The sequence below is a fragment of the Veronia nyctiphanis genome (genome assembly GCF_004116385.1).
GTDB classification, from domain to species: Bacteria; Pseudomonadota; Gammaproteobacteria; order Enterobacterales; family Vibrionaceae; genus Veronia; species Veronia nyctiphanis.
Genome location: NZ_PEIB01000003.1, coordinates 71,343 through 87,722 on the forward strand (window position 1 = coordinate 71,343; position 16,380 = coordinate 87,722).

General features: G+C 44.5%; 11 protein-coding genes, 2 pseudogenes and 2 riboswitches. Of the genes and pseudogenes, 9 read left to right on the forward strand and 4 right to left on the reverse strand.

What is annotated here, in order from left to right:
* Positions 1 to 9 precede the first annotated feature (9 nt).
* From CS022_RS27615 to CS022_RS03975, 6 genes and pseudogenes are all read left to right on the forward strand, one after another.
* A pseudogene (locus CS022_RS27615) lies at positions 10 to 956 on the forward strand (ABC transporter ATP-binding protein).
* An 11-nt stretch (positions 957 to 967) separates the two neighbouring features.
* Positions 968 to 1,987: an ABC transporter ATP-binding protein gene (locus CS022_RS03955; protein ID WP_129121194.1), complete on the forward strand. Its 1,020-nt coding sequence runs from the start codon at positions 968 to 970 to the stop codon at positions 1,985 to 1,987.
* Positions 1,984 to 2,952: an ABC transporter permease gene (locus tag CS022_RS03960; protein WP_129121195.1), complete on the forward strand. Its 969-nt coding sequence runs from the start codon at positions 1,984 to 1,986 to the stop codon at positions 2,950 to 2,952. Before CS022_RS03955 ends, CS022_RS03960 begins: the two co-directional genes overlap by 4 nt.
* On the forward strand, positions 2,949 to 3,893 hold the full coding sequence (locus tag CS022_RS03965; protein ID WP_129121196.1) for an ABC transporter permease: 945 nt from the start codon (positions 2,949 to 2,951) through the stop codon (positions 3,891 to 3,893). The genes CS022_RS03960 and CS022_RS03965 overlap by 4 nt, the downstream gene beginning before the upstream one ends.
* A gap of 164 nt (positions 3,894 to 4,057) precedes the next feature.
* The gene (locus CS022_RS03970) at positions 4,058 to 4,834 is read left to right on the forward strand and encodes a class II glutamine amidotransferase (RefSeq protein ID WP_129121197.1); all 777 of its coding nucleotides are present in this window, start codon (positions 4,058 to 4,060) and stop codon (positions 4,832 to 4,834) included.
* A gap of 195 nt (positions 4,835 to 5,029) precedes the next feature.
* The gene (locus tag CS022_RS03975) at positions 5,030 to 5,662 is read left to right on the forward strand and encodes a 2OG-Fe dioxygenase family protein (protein WP_129121198.1); all 633 of its coding nucleotides are present in this window, start codon (positions 5,030 to 5,032) and stop codon (positions 5,660 to 5,662) included.
* A 56-nt stretch (positions 5,663 to 5,718) separates the two neighbouring features.
* Here the strand turns inward: CS022_RS03975 and CS022_RS03980 are convergent, their stop codons facing one another.
* The 3 genes and pseudogenes from CS022_RS03980 to CS022_RS27620 form a co-directional block, all read right to left on the reverse strand.
* The gene (locus CS022_RS03980; RefSeq protein WP_129121199.1) at positions 5,719 to 6,990 is read right to left on the reverse strand and encodes a hypothetical protein; all 1,272 of its coding nucleotides are present in this window, start codon (positions 6,988 to 6,990) and stop codon (positions 5,719 to 5,721) included.
* A 186-nt stretch (positions 6,991 to 7,176) separates the two neighbouring features.
* Positions 7,177 to 7,863, reverse strand: coding sequence for a TSCPD domain-containing protein (locus CS022_RS03985; RefSeq protein ID WP_129121200.1), 687 nt, complete (start codon positions 7,861 to 7,863; stop codon positions 7,177 to 7,179).
* A gap of 31 nt (positions 7,864 to 7,894) precedes the next feature.
* Positions 7,895 to 10,049 (reverse strand): annotated as a pseudogene (locus CS022_RS27620) (adenosylcobalamin-dependent ribonucleoside-diphosphate reductase).
* A 743-nt stretch (positions 10,050 to 10,792) separates the two neighbouring features.
* Between CS022_RS27620 and CS022_RS03995 the strand changes: the two are divergent.
* A complete protein-coding gene (locus CS022_RS03995; RefSeq protein WP_129121201.1) occupies positions 10,793 to 11,464 on the forward strand; it encodes an HAD family hydrolase in 672 nt (223 codons plus the stop codon).
* 71 nt (positions 11,465 to 11,535) lie between these two features.
* Here the strand turns inward: CS022_RS03995 and CS022_RS04000 are convergent, their stop codons facing one another.
* Positions 11,536 to 12,915 (reverse strand): alanine/glycine:cation symporter family protein, encoded by a 1,380-nt coding sequence (locus CS022_RS04000; RefSeq protein ID WP_129121202.1) that lies wholly within the window; start codon positions 12,913 to 12,915, stop codon positions 11,536 to 11,538.
* 74 nt (positions 12,916 to 12,989) lie between these two features.
* A riboswitch (glycine riboswitch) is annotated at positions 12,990 to 13,070 on the reverse strand.
* Between the two features lie 2 nt (positions 13,071 to 13,072).
* Positions 13,073 to 13,158, reverse strand: a riboswitch (glycine riboswitch).
* Positions 13,159 to 13,424: 266 nt separating this feature from the next.
* Here CS022_RS04000 and CS022_RS04005 point away from each other — a divergent pair.
* Positions 13,425 to 14,561 carry a J domain-containing protein gene (locus CS022_RS04005; RefSeq protein WP_129121203.1) on the forward strand — a complete coding sequence of 379 codons (1,137 nt, stop codon included), beginning with the start codon at positions 13,425 to 13,427 and terminating at the stop codon, positions 14,559 to 14,561.
* Positions 14,562 to 14,642: 81 nt separating this feature from the next.
* Positions 14,643 to 15,788 carry an amidase family protein gene (locus CS022_RS04010; RefSeq protein ID WP_129121204.1) on the forward strand — a complete coding sequence of 382 codons (1,146 nt, stop codon included), beginning with the start codon at positions 14,643 to 14,645 and terminating at the stop codon, positions 15,786 to 15,788.
* Positions 15,789 to 16,380: the final 592 nt, after the last annotated feature.

The following is a 16,380-nucleotide window of genomic DNA, read 5'->3' on the forward strand; positions in this document are numbered from 1 at the left end:
GGACAGTTCATGCAAAAGACGATTTTAGATGTACGTCGTTTACGGGTAGCCTTTCGGGGCTACCCTGCGGTTAACGATATTAGCTACCAGATCAAGCAAGGTGAGATCCTGGGAATCGTCGGTGAGTCAGGCTGCGGTAAAAGCCTGACTGCACTCACGACAATGGGATTACAGCCAAACGTAATGCAAGCCAGCGGTGAAGTCATCTTCGATGGCAAAAACCTGCTTGAAAATACTGAAAAGCAATGGCAGAAAGTTCGCGGCGAAGGCATTGCCATGATCTTCCAGGAGCCGATGACTGCATTAAACCCGGTAACTACTGTCGGTGAACAGGTTGCCGAAATGTTTGAACTTCATCAGGGTTGCAATAAGAAAGAGGCTGCAGAAAAAGCCATCGAAATGCTTAATGTGGTGCACATTCCTGACCCTGTTCGTCGTGCCAAAGCCTATCCTCACGAACTTTCTGGCGGTATGCGCCAACGTGTTGTCATTGCCATGGCTCTGGCGTGTAAGCTTCTCTTATCATCGCAGATGAACCTACAACGGCTTTAGATGTGACTGTTCAGGCGCAGGTACTCGACCTGCTCGAAGAGTTACGTGAAACCACAGGAACTGCTATTCAATTTATCAGCCACAACCTTGGTGTTGTTTCTCAGTTGGCTGAAAATGTAGTTGTTATGTATGCGGGACGTGTGGTTGAAAGAGCGACCGCTGAAGAGCTTTTTGCTAACCCACAGCATCCATATACCATTGGACTTCTTGGCACGCTGCCTCGGATAGGAATGCCTCGTGGAGCGCTACCTTCCATACCCGGCGCTGTGCCACCTCTTGATCAACGTGGTTCGGGTTGCCCGTTTGCTGACCGATGCACCAGAGCAACGCCGACCTGTATGGCAGAAATGCCCGAAGAAGTGGAACTGAGTGCAGTCCACAGTGTCGCCTGTCACCACCCTTGAGGATATCGTCTATGACACTAGTGAAATTAACAAACGTCTGCCAACGATACCCCGTAGGCAAAAAAGACTTTTTTGGCAAATCAACTCAGACGCTTCATGCAGTAAAAGATGTTTCTCTGACGATTGATGAAGCAGAGACTGTGGCTGTGGTGGGTGAATCCGGTTGTGGGAAGTCCACCTTAGGCCGAATTGTGTCGTTACTTGAGTCACCAAAAGACGGCGAATTGGAAATTGCAGGCGTTGACCCTCGAACATTATCAAAAAATGAACTCAAAGAACTCAGGAAGAAGCTTGGTCTTGTGTTTCAGGACCCGTTCTCAGCGTTAAACCCAAGAATGCCAATCTCTCAATTGGTTGCCGAGCCACTGGAAGTGTATAACATAGGCACCCAAGCTCAGCGTCAAGCCAAAGTGCTTGAATGCCTCAAAGCAGTTGGTTTGAGCGAAGATGCCCTTGACCGATATCCTCATGAATTCTCGGGTGGTCAACGTCAGCGTATTTGTATTGCCCGAGCACTTGTTCTTGACCCTAAGTTAATCATTGCAGATGAACCGCTGTCCGCTTTGGACGTCTCTGTGCAAAGCCAGATACTTAATTTATTTACCGAACTGAAACAAACACGAAATCTATCGTTCTTCTTTATTAGTCACGACATGGCGGTCGTTGATTATCTCGCTGACACTATAGTGGTTATGTATCTTGGCCAGGTGGTTGAAAGCGCACCTCGTACCGAGTTCTTCACTAATCCAGCTCACCCCTACAGCAGAGCATTGCTAAATGCAGTGCCGGAAGTAGGGACAGGTCGTCGCAAAAAGGGCCTAGCTCTCCAGGGCGATGTACCCAGCCCAATTAATCCTCCAGCGGGTTGTCCATTTAATCCCCGTTGCTCAAAAGCAACTGACCTTTGTCGTACCGAGAAGCCTGCCAGTGCTCCGGTTTCAGAAAGTAATTCGCATACTGTAAGTTGCCATTTTCCTGAGGTTGCAGCGCATACAGAAGTAACTGTTGACCGGGAGGTTGTTACACAATGATATTTTTACTTCACAGAACGCTTCACAGCCTTCTGATTTTGTTTCTGGTTATGTTCTGTACTTACGCATTGATGGGGTTAATGCCGGGTGACCCGATTGATTTAATGATAAGTTCGAATCCTGATATTAAACCCGAGGACATTGCACGTCTAAAAGCTCAACTGGGTCTCGATCAGCCAATTCTGGTGAGATTCTGGCATTGGTTTATCAATGGACTCCAAGGAGATTTCGGATACTCTCGCTTCTACTATCAGCCGGCAATCGATGTAATACTACCAGCAGCTTGGAATACCATTAAGCTGGTTGGTCTTTCTACTATTATTGCGATTCTTTTGGGTATTCCATTCGGCATTATTGCAGCTCTTAGGCCGAAATCTTTCCTAGACTATTTTACGAGCTTTATTGCATTTCTTGGCTTTTCGATACCCGCATTTTGGATGGGTTTGATGTTGATGCTGGTCTTTTCTGTGAGCTTCGGACTATTGCCTGCGGGCGGAACAGGAGCTGGAGAAGGTGACGACAGCTTCTGGTTTGCAGCAAAGCACTACATCTTACCCGCAACGACACTGTCTATTATTAGTATTGCTTCTATTTCACGTTACATGCGTGCTAGTACTATTGATGTACTGAGACAAGATTATGTTCGCACGGCAATCGCCAAAGGTGCATCAAAAAGCCGTGTTATCAGAAAACATGTGCTCAAGAATGCCTTAATTCCTGTTGTTACCATCATTGCTTTGGACTTTGGTACCGTCCTCGGCGGTGCTGTCCTTACGGAGACACTTTTCTCATGGCCAGGTATGGGGAAAGTGCTGCTTGATTCAATTAACGGTAGTGATTACAACGTCGCTTTATTGTGTATTATCGTTTTAACGATCAACATGTTACTAGGGAACCTCTTAGCCGATGTTGCATACAGCAAACTTGACCCACGTATCGATCTAACAAAAGGAGCTTCAGCATGACGACGATAACAAGTGCATCGGCGGCCACTGAGCAACCCAAGTCGAAGAAGGCGTTGACCCCAAGGCAATTGATGTTTAATCGCCTCCTCCAACATAAAGTTGGTGTTGCGGGTGGGATATTCATTTTATTTTTACTGATCATTTGCGTCTCAGCACCATTATTTTCTTCTTTTTTAGGTAATGATGCTTTTGAGGTAAGTTTCTTTAGCCGTTATGAACCTGCAGGGGCTGAGTTTTGGCTAGGGGCAGACGAATTGGGGCGGGATGTATTTTTAAGGTTGCTCTATGCGGGGCAAATTTCTCTTGGCTTTGCTGTCGTCACAGCCTTATTTATGTCGATAATTGGTACCACGATAGGTATCTGTGCTGGCTATTTTGGTGGTAAAACCGACTCAGTACTGATGCGTTTTGCTGATTTTGTGCTTTCACTACCTGGTCTGCCTGTACTCATTGTTTTATCAGCTATCGATCCGGAAAAACTGGGTGTGCCTGCTGACATCGCCCGTAGTGATTTTTTCGCAGTAGCTAAGTTAACAATTATTTTCTGTATCCTTGGCTGGCCTCAGACTGCTCGCCTTGTTCGTGCTGGTACGCTTTCGGTCCGAGAACGTGAATATGTAAAAGCAGCTGTCGGTTACGGCGCTTCGTCGGTAACTATTATTTTTAGACATGTTTTACCTAACGTTATTTCGCCTGTGATTGTCGCAACGACAATGGGGGTGGGTGGCGTTATTCTGGGTGAAGCAGCACTTTCTTTTTTAGGTATGGGTATTCAGCCTCCAACCCCATCATGGGGAAATATGCTGAATAACGCGAAAGAGACCATTTGGCAAGCTCCTGGTTTGGCGATTTACCCGGGTATAGCAATTACCATGACAGTTATGGCAATAAACTTCTTTGGTGATGCGCTCCAAGACGCAATTGATCCAAAGAGCCAGTAATCACTGAAACTTAAGTGATTTCAAAGCCACCCATGCGGGTGGCTTTTTTGTTTCTGTTGCTTTGGCATGCATTGCTCTGTGTAGGAAATGAAATAGAGAGTTTGTTATTACTTTGTGATAGTTTGGAGAAATTAATTTTTCGAATAGATAATGGATTAGTAACTATGTGTCGCTGGATGAGCTATATCGGTAAATCTGTCTTTCTAGATGAGCTTTTATATCAGCCAGCACATAGTTTGGTCAGTCAAAGTAAAGATGCAGTAAAAGCTGTCACAACAGTTAATGCTGATGGGTTTGGTCTTGCTTGGTATGGTGAAAAAGCGACACCAGCCACTTACCATGAAATTCTCCCCGCATGGGCTGATAAAAACCTTAAGTCGATTGCTGAGCACACGCGATCAGCCTGTTTTTTGGGCCACGTTAGAGCATCCACTGGTGCGACAACTTCCAGAGAAAACTGCCACCCATTTACATGGTCAAAATGGTCTTTTATGCACAATGGGCAAATCCCACACTTTGATACTTTGCGTATGGGATTAGAAAGACAACTTAAGGAAGAATGGTATCTATTAAGGCGTGGAACAACAGACAGCGAATTACTGTTTCTGCTTTTATTGCAAAACGGGCTTGATGCCAATCCGAGACAAGCCATGGTCGAAACATTGAGCATTGTTGAGCAAGCGATGGCCTCAAAAAACATAGATGAACCTTTCAAAGCCTGTATTGCCTTGTCTAATGGCAATAAAATATTCGGCGTGCGTTATTCCAGCGATAGCAAACCACCAACACTTTTCTATAAAACAACGCCTGATGCAGTTGTAATGGCTTCTGAGCCGTTTGATGAAAACCGCTCGGGTTGGCGAAGTGTATCCCCTCAATCCTTTTTAGAGATTTCAGAGAGTGATGTGAAGGTCACCGCTTTATCAGACCTCAATGACTAGGTGTTAAATCACAGTTTTTATCCTGCTTACATACTTCTAATATGACGTTATCCAGTGATTCATTCTGTTTTTGTCAAATTGATAGCTTTAACAATATGGTGAACCTTGGTCAGTCCAACAGATGCTACTAATCTTTTTATTAATACAAAGAGGTTTCATTTTGTAACCTCTGATTGATGTGAAGAGGAGATGCATATGTCCCAAGCCGACTATATGATGCAGCTTTGTCATATCAGTGAACAAAGCGTGAGAGAACTCGAACCATCCTTTGCGCAATTGCCAACCACACCTTATGCAGACGGACAATACAGACTGAGGCGCTATTCGGTCGTTCGTTGTCACCATGATGAGCTGGAGCATCTTGCTCATAAGTCGTTTTGCCAATCTGAAAACATTAATCACCATCAGGGAGGCGTTGTAAGAAATTTTGAAGAATTAGAAGAGGGTGTTATTGGCTCGACGGGGCTTTTTGAGCTTTGTCAGCTCTTCAAAGAGCATAATGAGCTCAATGACGATAATCCAATTGAAATCCATCAGATGCGCGTCATTACCTTTGATGAAATCACGCCTGTTTCTCCTGAGGGTATTCATCAGGATGGATTCGATCATATCGCCATCGCGTCGATAGACAGGGCAAATGTGCAGGGAGGAGAAATTCTTGTTTATAAAGACAAGACGGAAAGGCCATTTTTTACCTTAGCCCTTGATGATGGTGACGTCGCTTTATTGGATGACCACCAACTTTGGCACAATGCTAACCCCATAAGACCAATGGACCCAAGACACCAAGGTCATATCGACCTGTTTGTTTTGACGGCCAAACACTGAATCAAAAAGGGCATCGTGATGATGCCATTTTGTCGCTTGGCCAGTCAGTTGTGAAATTAATTAATCGCTAAGTCTACCTTCAGTTGATCAACCTCGTTAGCCAGTTGCTGGTTGTCGAAGTACTCTTGTTGAGATTTTCCGCTATACAGCGTCGTTGTCTTTGAAAATTTATCTACGGAGGTTTCGAGCGCTCGAACTCCGTTATCAACGAAGTTTTTCTGGCCTATCTCAGTGATAGGTTGACCCGTTAGGTCGTAATATTGTGTCTTGCTGTTTTCGGATTTAATAGGATCACAGTACGCTGCCCCCATATCACCGCTTTCACGAATGCTGTTAAAGGTATTTTGTGGCAGATGATCGGATTTGTTTCCGGTCCCCACAGTACACCAGCTAACTTTAGTACCCACTCCGTCGACAAATGCTGACACCATGTTCACGGCATAGTAGGTCGTTTCTTTGTCTTCCGGGCTTTTACCGTATGCTGAAATGATATTACCACCGACTATTTGGTAATTATGATTATCCAAGACGCCTTCGGAGAAATAGCTTTTAGATAGGTGTTGCCAATCTTTGTTGTTTTCTCCAGTTGATTGGTAGATGTCATCAACCAAATCAACTGACTTAACATCTTCAGTCTTGAAGCTGCGAAGCTTGTGATTGTAAACGAGCCCACCTTTTGTCGATGACTTTGTCATGCCTGCTACTTCATTGTTCTTGGTGTCATTTTGCCAACCAGTATATTTAACCCTGTTGAACTGAATACCGTCATCGTCTTTAGCGCTGAAAGCCAGACGAAGGTTGACTATGCCATTTTTTTCCCTCTCAACAGAATCATAATGAGTACCCGTTCTTGAATCACAGTCGTAATTGTTGGCTTTGTAGTAAAAGTGTGAAATCCAATCTTTAGCTTCAACCCCGTTTTGATTCACAAACCCGTCTGCGCCACTAATACCCTTAGCATACCGGAATTGCTCAATGAGTTGTTGGGATAAATATTTTGAATACTCTTGCTCTTTGTCCGCATCATAGCCATTTGCGGTAACATTCGTTAGGTGCATGTATGCAATACAGGTATTCATGTTGTCTTGACCAAAGAAGTTATGATCCTGATTGTCGATGTTGCCCCGCGCGTCAGCGGGGTCTTCATATGCCGGATAACTGTCGATAGCGTTAAGCGATTTTTGCGTATTCGCTACCGTCCCCTTTAATGGTGTTAGCGACATTTTGGGCACTGCTGGTATGTCAGTTTTTTGTGTTGGAGATGAGTCTCCACCCCCACCGCATCCAACAAGACTGACGATGATTGATGTTAATAAAATCTTTTTCATTGAATTAACCTATAAAATACACTGTTCAAAATTTGTGCGCATCTTATAGAAAGAACCTGATAAAATCAAACGCTGTTCATAATAATTTTTTAATAAGTTGCTAAGTGAATGTTGTAAAAAGAAGTATTTAGTAAATTGTTGGGGAAGAAGAAGCCAGTCGGTAACGACTGGCTAGAAAAACGCCGTTTAACCGCACTTAGAATCGCCGCAGTTCAGGCAGGTTTGGCAGCCGTCTTTAACAATCACTGATTTGTTATGGCACTTATTACACAGGGTTGCGCTGGGCGGGAAACCCGTGTTTTGAGCTTTTTCGTCAGAAGCTTTAGCGTCACTTTCTGCGCGTTTGGCCTGAAGAAATGCCTTTTGATGTTCATCCATTTCCGGATTTTTTAGCATCCCAATTTCCATCAAGTGCTGCTCGATAACGTTACCAATCTCGGCGATAAGCGAGGGGACATATTTGCCGTTATTCCAGTAACCACCTTTTGGGTCAAAAACCGAGCGTAGTTCTTCAACAAGAAAAGCGATATCGCCACCTTTGCGAAAAACAGCAGAGATGATGCGGGTCAGTGCAACAATCCACTGGTAGTGCTCGAGGCTCTTGCTGTTTATGAAAATTTCAAATGGTCGGCGGACTTCATGTTCGTTGCCCTCATTCAATATCACGTCATTGATGGTTATAAACAGTGAATGCTCTGAAACATGTTCAGGGGTTTTCAATTTGTAGGTTGTGCCCATGAGTTTTTCAGGACGCTGCATCGCATCGTGCATAGTCTCAATGTCTGGTTGCGGTAGCTCGACCAGTTCGACGGGAGCTTGCTCTTTACTCTTAACTTTGTAGGCAACAATTTTACTTTCAATTTTACGTGTCATTTTCGTCACTTCTATGCTGACAGCCGCTCTATTAGAACTTGCCGTAGTAACCTTCTTTTAGTGCGTCATACAGGTTAGCTGCTGTGTGCTCTTCACCATCATATTCCACTTTTTCGTTGCCTTTGGCTTCGAACGTAGAGCCGTCCTCAAGGGTAAAGACGTAAGTGGTATTTTCGAGATCTTCTTCTTTCACCAAGACACCTTGAAACACTTCCGGGTTAAATCGGAACGTTGTGCAGCCTTTCAGGCCTTTGTCGTATGCATCATATAAATGTCTTTGAAGTTCTCAAACGGGAAATCAGTAGGGACGTTTGCCGTCTTTGAAATAGAAGAATCTATCCAACGCTGAGCAGCGGCCTGAACTTCAACATGCTGACTTGGCGTAATATCATCGGCGGTGATGAAATACTCGGGTAGCTGCTCATCTTTGTCTGTGCTGTAAGGCATCGCTTTTTGATTGACCAGTTCACGGTAAGCCAGTAATTCAAAACTGAATACATCAACACTTTCTTTAGACTTCTTGCCTTCTTTGATGACATTGCGCGTGTAATGGTGTGCGAAGCTTGGTTCGATACCGTTACTCGCGTTGTTGGCAAGCGAGAGTGAAATTGTACCCGTTGGCGCAATAGAGCTGTGGTGTGTGAAACGAGCACCAACTTGTGCCAGCTTCTCGACCAGTTCGGGGTTAACCTCCGCGATTTGCTGCATGTAACGACTATATTTTGCATGCAACGCTTTACCCTTCACTTTATCACCAAGTTTGATTCCGTCTTTGGCCATTTCTGGTCGCTGACGGAGCATTTTGGCAGTGATTGTGTATTCCTGCTCAAGTGCGGGTGCGACGCCTTTTTCTTCAGCTAATTGCAGTGCCTGTTCCCAACCGGTAAGTGCCATTTCCTGTGCAACTTGTTCTGTGAAAGCAACAGAAGCAGGACTACCATATTTATGACGAAGCATGGTTAACGTTGAACCTAGGCCAAGGAAACCCATGCCGTGACGGCGCTTGTTTTGGATTTCCCCACGTTGCTTCTCGAGTGGAAGCTGATTAATTTCAACTACGTTATCCAACATACGAGTGAATACAGAGACAACCTTGCGGTACATCTCCCAGTCAAAGCGCGCTTTTTCGGTGAAAGGGTCGCGAACAAATTTTGTCAAATTCACAGAGCCTAATAAACAAGCGCCATAAGGGGGTAGAGGCTGCTCGCCACAGGGGTTTGTGGCACGAATGTCTTCACAGAACCAGTTGTTGTTCATCTGATTAACTTTATCAATCAAGATAAACCCAGGCTCAGCATAATCGTATGTGGAGGTCATGATGATATTCCACAAATTACGCGCTTGCATGGTGCGGTATACCTTACACGCAACACGGCCTTGATCATCTTCAACCAAGCCCTCTTTAACTGGCCAGTCGGCCCAAACAATGTCTTGGGCAGTTGCAAAATCAAGGTTATCTTGCTTCGACTCTTTTGCTGTCACAGGGAAGATGAGTTTCCATTCCTCGTCTTGTTTGACGGCTTCAATGAATTCTTCTGTGATCAGAAGAGACAGGTTGAATTGTCGCAGACGGCCATCTTCACGCTTTGCTCGGATAAACTCCATAACATCAGGATGGCGAATATCCATGGTACCATCTGTGCGCCACGTCGACCGCCAGCCGATGAGACGGTAAAGCACATCTTGTCATAGATATCCATGAAAGAGAGTGGGCCAGACGTATACGCACCAGCACCTGAAACGAATGCTCCACGCGGACGTAGGGTTGAGAAATCATAGCCAATTCCACAGCCAGCCTTCAGCGTTAAGCCTGCTTCATGCACTTTTCCAAGAATGTCATCCATCGAATCTTCGATGCTTCCGCTCACTGTGCAGTTGATTGTGGATGTAGCGGGTTTGTGCTCGAACGCGCCTGCATTGGAGGTGATACGGCCAGCTGGAATCGCACCATTCCTGAGTGCCCACAGGAATTCCTGATACCATTTTGATTGGTCCGATTTTTTTTCAAGATCAGCAAGGGCACGAGCCACACGCTTGAAGGTGTCATCAAGTGTCGAATCGACGGCGTCACCGTGTTTTGTCTTCAATCGATATTTGCTATCCCAAATCTCCATTGACGTATCCTGATAGGGAATGTTTAACGCGTCAGAATATTTGATATCTGCTGTTGACTGGGTTCTGGCCATTATGAATTGCACCTCATGTAATGCCGTCTGGAAAGTGAAAAATTCCAGATACTCGCGAAGGGCGCAGATCAAACCACTATATCTTGTGATCTTCAAGTCTTGACACCCGCCTTTGACACACAAAACTTTGTACTGATTTCTGAACTGTTATTGCTGTATATCGGGGGTTTAAACTATGTAAACGAAATGAATCAGCGAGTTTTCTATTTGTTCCACTAGGCAGTTAAGAAATGAAATTAAAACTCGGTCAGGATGACATGCTGTTGGTCTATCACCTAGTAAGATTGCAGCTGTATTGGTGACGAATGCAAGGATAAGACCCGTCTATAAATATGAGACACAAACCACGATGCTATGGGCTTACTTGAACGCCAGCTGATAAACTCATGTTTGCTTTCAAACAAAGTGTTTGACTCTTGCTCATGATTTTTTATTCACGAGCGACCTGCTCATTTGTCTTAGCGACAAGAAGCTGAAGTGCAATTAAACAAATTATCAACTTATTGTTGTTAGATAGGGGCGATGGCTCACAGGTCTCTTACTTAGTGGGCTTTCATGTGAAGAAACTGTGCCTTGTCACGGTGCCGTAACTTTGAGACGACTACAATTATGAAGTTTAGATATTAAGATGAACCGGCTCGTAGGGATTGACGAGCTGATCGATGGATCGACAAGCGTATTACAAGCGCATATCAAATCAGCTTTCAGGGCTGGAGAAATAGAGATTTGAGGACAGAGCGCTGATGAATTTATTCATGTTAGATGTCGACGGGACATTAATTGATAGTGTTGACTTTGACGCGGAGTGTTTCCGCAGTGCCGTTGAGGAAGTCATGGGCATTAAACTGGCCGATAATTGGTCAGAGTTTAAAAACATTACTGATATTGGCATTTTAGAGGAGCTGATTGAAGTAAACGGCATGCGTGCAGATCGTATGCGGATCATTCGAGACGTTAAGTCTACGTTTTTGAAAAACCTCCGAGAGCATATCGCACACCCCGAAAATGAAATCGTTGCAACGAATGGGGCGATTGGATTTGTCAATGACATGAAAAACAACCCGAATGTGGTGTTGGCGATTGCCACTGGCGGATGGGAAGAATCTGCAAAGCTGAAATTGAAAGCGGCGGGTTTTGATATATCGGGCGTTGTTTTCTCATCATGTTCAGATGCTATGACGCGAAGTGAGATAATGGCGTTGGCGGCGTTTCGTGCAAAGCAAGACACTGGTGTTACCTTTGACCGACGAGTGTATTTCGGCGATGGTGAGTGGGATAAAATGGCGACTAACACACTTGGATATGAGTTTGTTGCGGTGGGTGAAAACGTAAAGCACTTCACCCAGATACCCAACTTTGTCCACTATGAGGCGATTTTCGGTAAGCTTGGTATATCTGAGATGCTTAATGTCTGACAAAATATCGTCAAACACAAAAAAGCCGCCATTGTGGGCGGCTTTTTTGTGTTTGTTGGCTAATACAAGACTCACACCGATGAGCAACTACGCTGCGATAGTGTCAGGCGTCGTTGTTCAAAAAAGAGTGTGGTCTCGTCTGCGACAACATGTCGAAGCAAAATAAGCCCAATCAGATTAGGTACAGCCATCAGTCCATTGACGATATCAGCCAGTAACCAAATAACATCAAGGTGAAGAAATGCGCCGGAAAAAACCAGACCGATAAAGAACATTCGATAGGGCTTAATTGCGCGTATCCCCCATAAATACTGAACGCATTGCTCCCCATAAAAATTCCAACCCAGAATCGTCGTAAACGCGAAAAATACCAGTCCTACGGTGACGACTATTGGTGCGAAATCTGATGCTAAACCCTGTGAGAATGCTGCAGTTGTCATCGCTGCGCCTTCTGAGTTACCAGACCAGACACCAGTAAGAATGAGCGCAAGCCCTGTCATCGAGCATATTATGATGGTATCGAGAAAGGTTCCCACCATCGATACCAGACCTTGCTCAACGCATGAGTCGGTTTTTGCAGATGCAGCGGCCATAGGTGCACTGCCAAGCCCTGACTCATTTGAAAATACGCCTCGGGCAATGCCAGACTGAATGGCGAGCATCATGCTTGCGCCAACAAAGCCACCTGTTGCTGCCGTTCCTGTAAAGGCGGAAGTAACGATTAATGTGATTGCTTTAGGAATTTCTTCGCTGAAGTTCAATAGGATAATTGCGCATGCTGATACATAGAGGATTGTCATAGCCGGAACAACTTTGCTCGCGACAGATGAAATAGATTTGATGCCTCCCATTGTTACGGCAGCAACAAGTATGGTTAACAATATTGCGACAGTCAGGGGCGGTAGATTCAATGTCAGCTGACTGGCTTCAGATATAGCATTGACTTGTGGAAAGGTACCAATACCGAAACATGCTACGCAGATAGTGAAAAAAGCGAACGTTTTTGCTAGAAGTGGCTTCTGCGCGCCTTTCTCTAAATACACCATCGGCCCCCCGATATAGCTGTCATCTGACGTTTTTTCACGAAACTTAACGGCCAGAAGACACTCAGCATATTTGGTTGCCATACCGAATAGTGCAGCAATCCACATCCAAAACAATGCGCCGGGACCACCTAGTTTAATGGCTGTTGCGACACCTACAATGTTACCCGTGCCTATTGTGGCTGATAATGCGGTACAAAGAGCTGCAAAACTGGAAACGTCACCGTTTTCATTCCCCCCGCGGTCTTTAGAAAACAGATAGCGGAGCGCCAACGGTAATTTAAATATCTGTATGAGGCCCAGTCTGCATGAGAAATAAATACCGGATCCGACCAGTAAAATGAGAAGTGGTGGTCCCCAAACCAAACGGTCTGCAGCCTCAAGAATTGAAAGTAGAGTGTGATTCATTTATCCCCCTTTAAACATCAAAGGCGGAGATTAGTCGGGAGTGACTGTCAAGCGCAGTATAAACACGATTATCTCCTCTGTCCTTTTGCCTGAGAGTTTCACCGGGTAATCCCGCTTGCTCCTTCGGCGCCCGATTTAACGGATCTCTCCAGAGGCTCCTCCAACAACAGTCCATACAAAAGTGCCTGAAAGATTTACTTCGTCGGCGGATGGCGAAGGCCATCACTCTCCTGCTGTCTTCACGGGAACATCAAAATGGATGGACATCATATTTACTTGAAATATTAATGCAATAAAATCGTAGAAAAAAAGGCATAAAAACTATGTACAGAATCAGAGTGCTCGAGTACGCTCCAATCCGTGATGATTATGATCAAATATAATGATTTATTTAGGTTTTTCGTTAATGGCTACAAAAAAGTTTCAACCAATTTGTCTATGATTAAAGTCAGCACTCCACTGAATGTCATCAATGCTTCATCACCTCTTTGAGAAAAAACGACAGAATCATGACCACCTATCACGAATTGCTCGGAACTTCTGAAGAAGATTCAGCCAGAAACATAAAGCAACGTTATCGGTTGTTATCAGCCCGCCTTCACCCTGATAAGGGGGGATCCAAGGCGATGATGCAATTGTTAAGCTTTGCCTATGAAAAAGTGCAAAGTGGTTTTGGTAATGACAGCATGGAAATGTTGAGAGTCGACTTCGCCAGTGAGCAGCATTTGAAGTCAATGACCATAGAACTTGCACGCCTCAAACGAGAACTCGAGGGCCTGCGTTCTGAGAATCAAAGTCTCAAGCGTGATGGTAGAAAAGCTGAAAATAACTCGAGCAATGGTTCTGAAGCTGTCGAACGGCTTAATCGTGAACTTGCTCAGGCGCGTGTCGAGTTGAGTGTGCTTAAGGAGCACCGACAAAAATTACGCACTGAGAAAGATGGTGCTGATAAGGAAATTACGCGGTTAACCCAAGAGTTACATCGCGCACTGACAAATAACGAGTTATTGGAAACAGAGTTGACTGAAGCCGGTGTGAAGAATCAAATTGGACTTCTTCACTGGGCGAGAAAGTTTTGGTTTCCTGCCTTTTTTATCTTGTTCCTCATGGCGTTTACATCAGTCATCATTAGCCTTACAACATCTCATCTCACCAGCAATAACGAGTTTTCGCCAGACTCTGGGGCCCAGAAGTCGGAGGCTCAACATCAGAAATTATCCGAGGAGAGGGTGAGTGCGTCAGACGATAATCAAAAGCTTGCAAAAACCAAGAGTGGAGCCGATGCAGTTTTGGTTCCCGTTCCTGACTTTTCAAATGTTGATGTGAAGTACTGGACATTGATTCATGATAAGGCACTGGAAAAGCCTTATATCGCGCTGTCTAATCTTGAGGGCTCAGTGGTTGTGCTTGATTGCGATGAAAAGTTCCGCCTCTATCTCTACGAAGAAGCAAAACCCGTCAAGCTGTCAGCCAATCTTGAATTCAGCCACGAAGCTGATGACTATTTTGTTTACGATATTCGATATGGCAATGGGACGAACCTTGAGCAGTGGCGACAGGATCGTGCACAGATTATCCTGAATCAACGTTTTGCAGGCCTTGGTTTCACCACCACTCTTTTGGAACTGAAAGCATTCTGCTCTTAATCATTTCTTTGAACCCAATCACCTTTTAAGTATTACACTGATAACAAACACAATTAAATTGCGTGGATCAGTGAGGGGAAGATGATTGGTGATAATTTTCTGGTTGCGGCCTTTGAACGGCAAGATGTACCAAATGGGATTTTCTCCAAGCAGAAAATGGTTGTTTCAGACCACATAAATGTCAGAGAGCACGTGTCGGGGATAGGTATTCCTGCATGGTCAGAAAATGCGCAAAAATCTGATGTTGATGCTTCAATTGTTACCCAACTGATGGCTTCTGGCATGGTGATGATCGGTAAGGGGCAGGTCGATGATTTTGGTGTCAGTATCAGCGGTAAGAATGCCTTTTACAGTGATCTGAGAAACCCGATTAACAGAAAATGCCGCGTAGGTGGTGCTTCTAGTGGCATCGCTGTCGCTGTCGCAAGCGGCAAAGCGACATTAGGCGTGGGAAACGCAAGTAATGGTGGTGTTACTGTCCCCGCCGCATATTGCAACTTGTACGGTTATCGACCGACACCAGGGATGTTAGATATGTTGGGTGTTAAGCCACTTAGTGCGACGTTTGATTCCGTTGGGTTCATGTCGAAATCCATACCCCTTTTACAACAAGTTTTCGAGAAATGCTCTGGCCCACGCCAGATGTTAGCCTTGTCCGGCATTCAATATGCAACGAATCTATTCAAAAGTTTATTGACAGAGGAACAGCAAAACAAGGTTTCGGAAAAGCTGACATCTGTGAACTGTCCACTTGAAGAGAACACATCGCTTTCAAAGATTTTACTCACGCAGTCAGCACAGATTCATGCAGTGATCATGGGTAGAGAAGTCGAAATGGAGTATGGAGAGTGGTTGGATAGCCACAAGCCATCGCTAGATGAAGAGACACAACAGTATCTCGACAGTATTCGTGGCTTTGATTTTAAGGAGCTCGTGGAGGCGAAAAAGAAAAAGGCAGTATTCAGTGAGACATTATGCAGCATCTTTAAATCTGGTGAACTTTTGATGGTCCCGACAATGCCGGGTACAGCACCGCCAAGGACAGGTGATTTGGCTGAAAGTTATTTTCAGAATCAAAAGCGATTGATTGCAATTGGAGAAGTTGCAGGTCTTCCACAATTAACTATCCCTTTTTTACAAATCGATGAGTTTCCGTTTGGTATCTCGTTGCTCGCACAACCAAACGAAGACAAATTGTTATTTGATGCTGCAATGAGGTGGTTTTGATCTATGGGAATTGCATAGTTAAATAAAACGGACCTTTATTCTGAGCAGTACCTGTAATTTTGTGATGTTGCGCATATTTTATACAGAGAGGGAAGTCGGTTTATTTGCACAATTAAGACTACAAAATTCTCTGCAACGTCAAGAAAAAATTAAAAAAACAGTAATATTGTAATAAGTTACTGTTTTTATTTGGTTATTTCCCGTTTACCACTAAGCTGACCTATCAACAGAAACTGTGGATAACTCGTTGAATTAGTCATTGAGTGAGGCAGTTAAGTGACTGAATAATCGAAGATTATCGCATTGATAAGACGTTAAAAGCTTCGAACCTTGAATATCAATGCGAGATGTTAATGGCATATTACGTTGTTTTGGTCAGGTTGTTTCTGTTTTAGCCAGCCTTATTGAGGGTAACCGCCAACGTGTAAAAACTGTGTGGGCTGCACCTGCATGGCTAATAATTTTAATGCGCTGTCAATGCCTCGTTTCAAAGGGTGCTAACGCAGATAGTTGTCATAGATTCAAGACTTGAGTTCGCTCGTTGTCGTTGCATATTGTGAGCTGTTTTTTACTCACCTAATGTAACGAGATA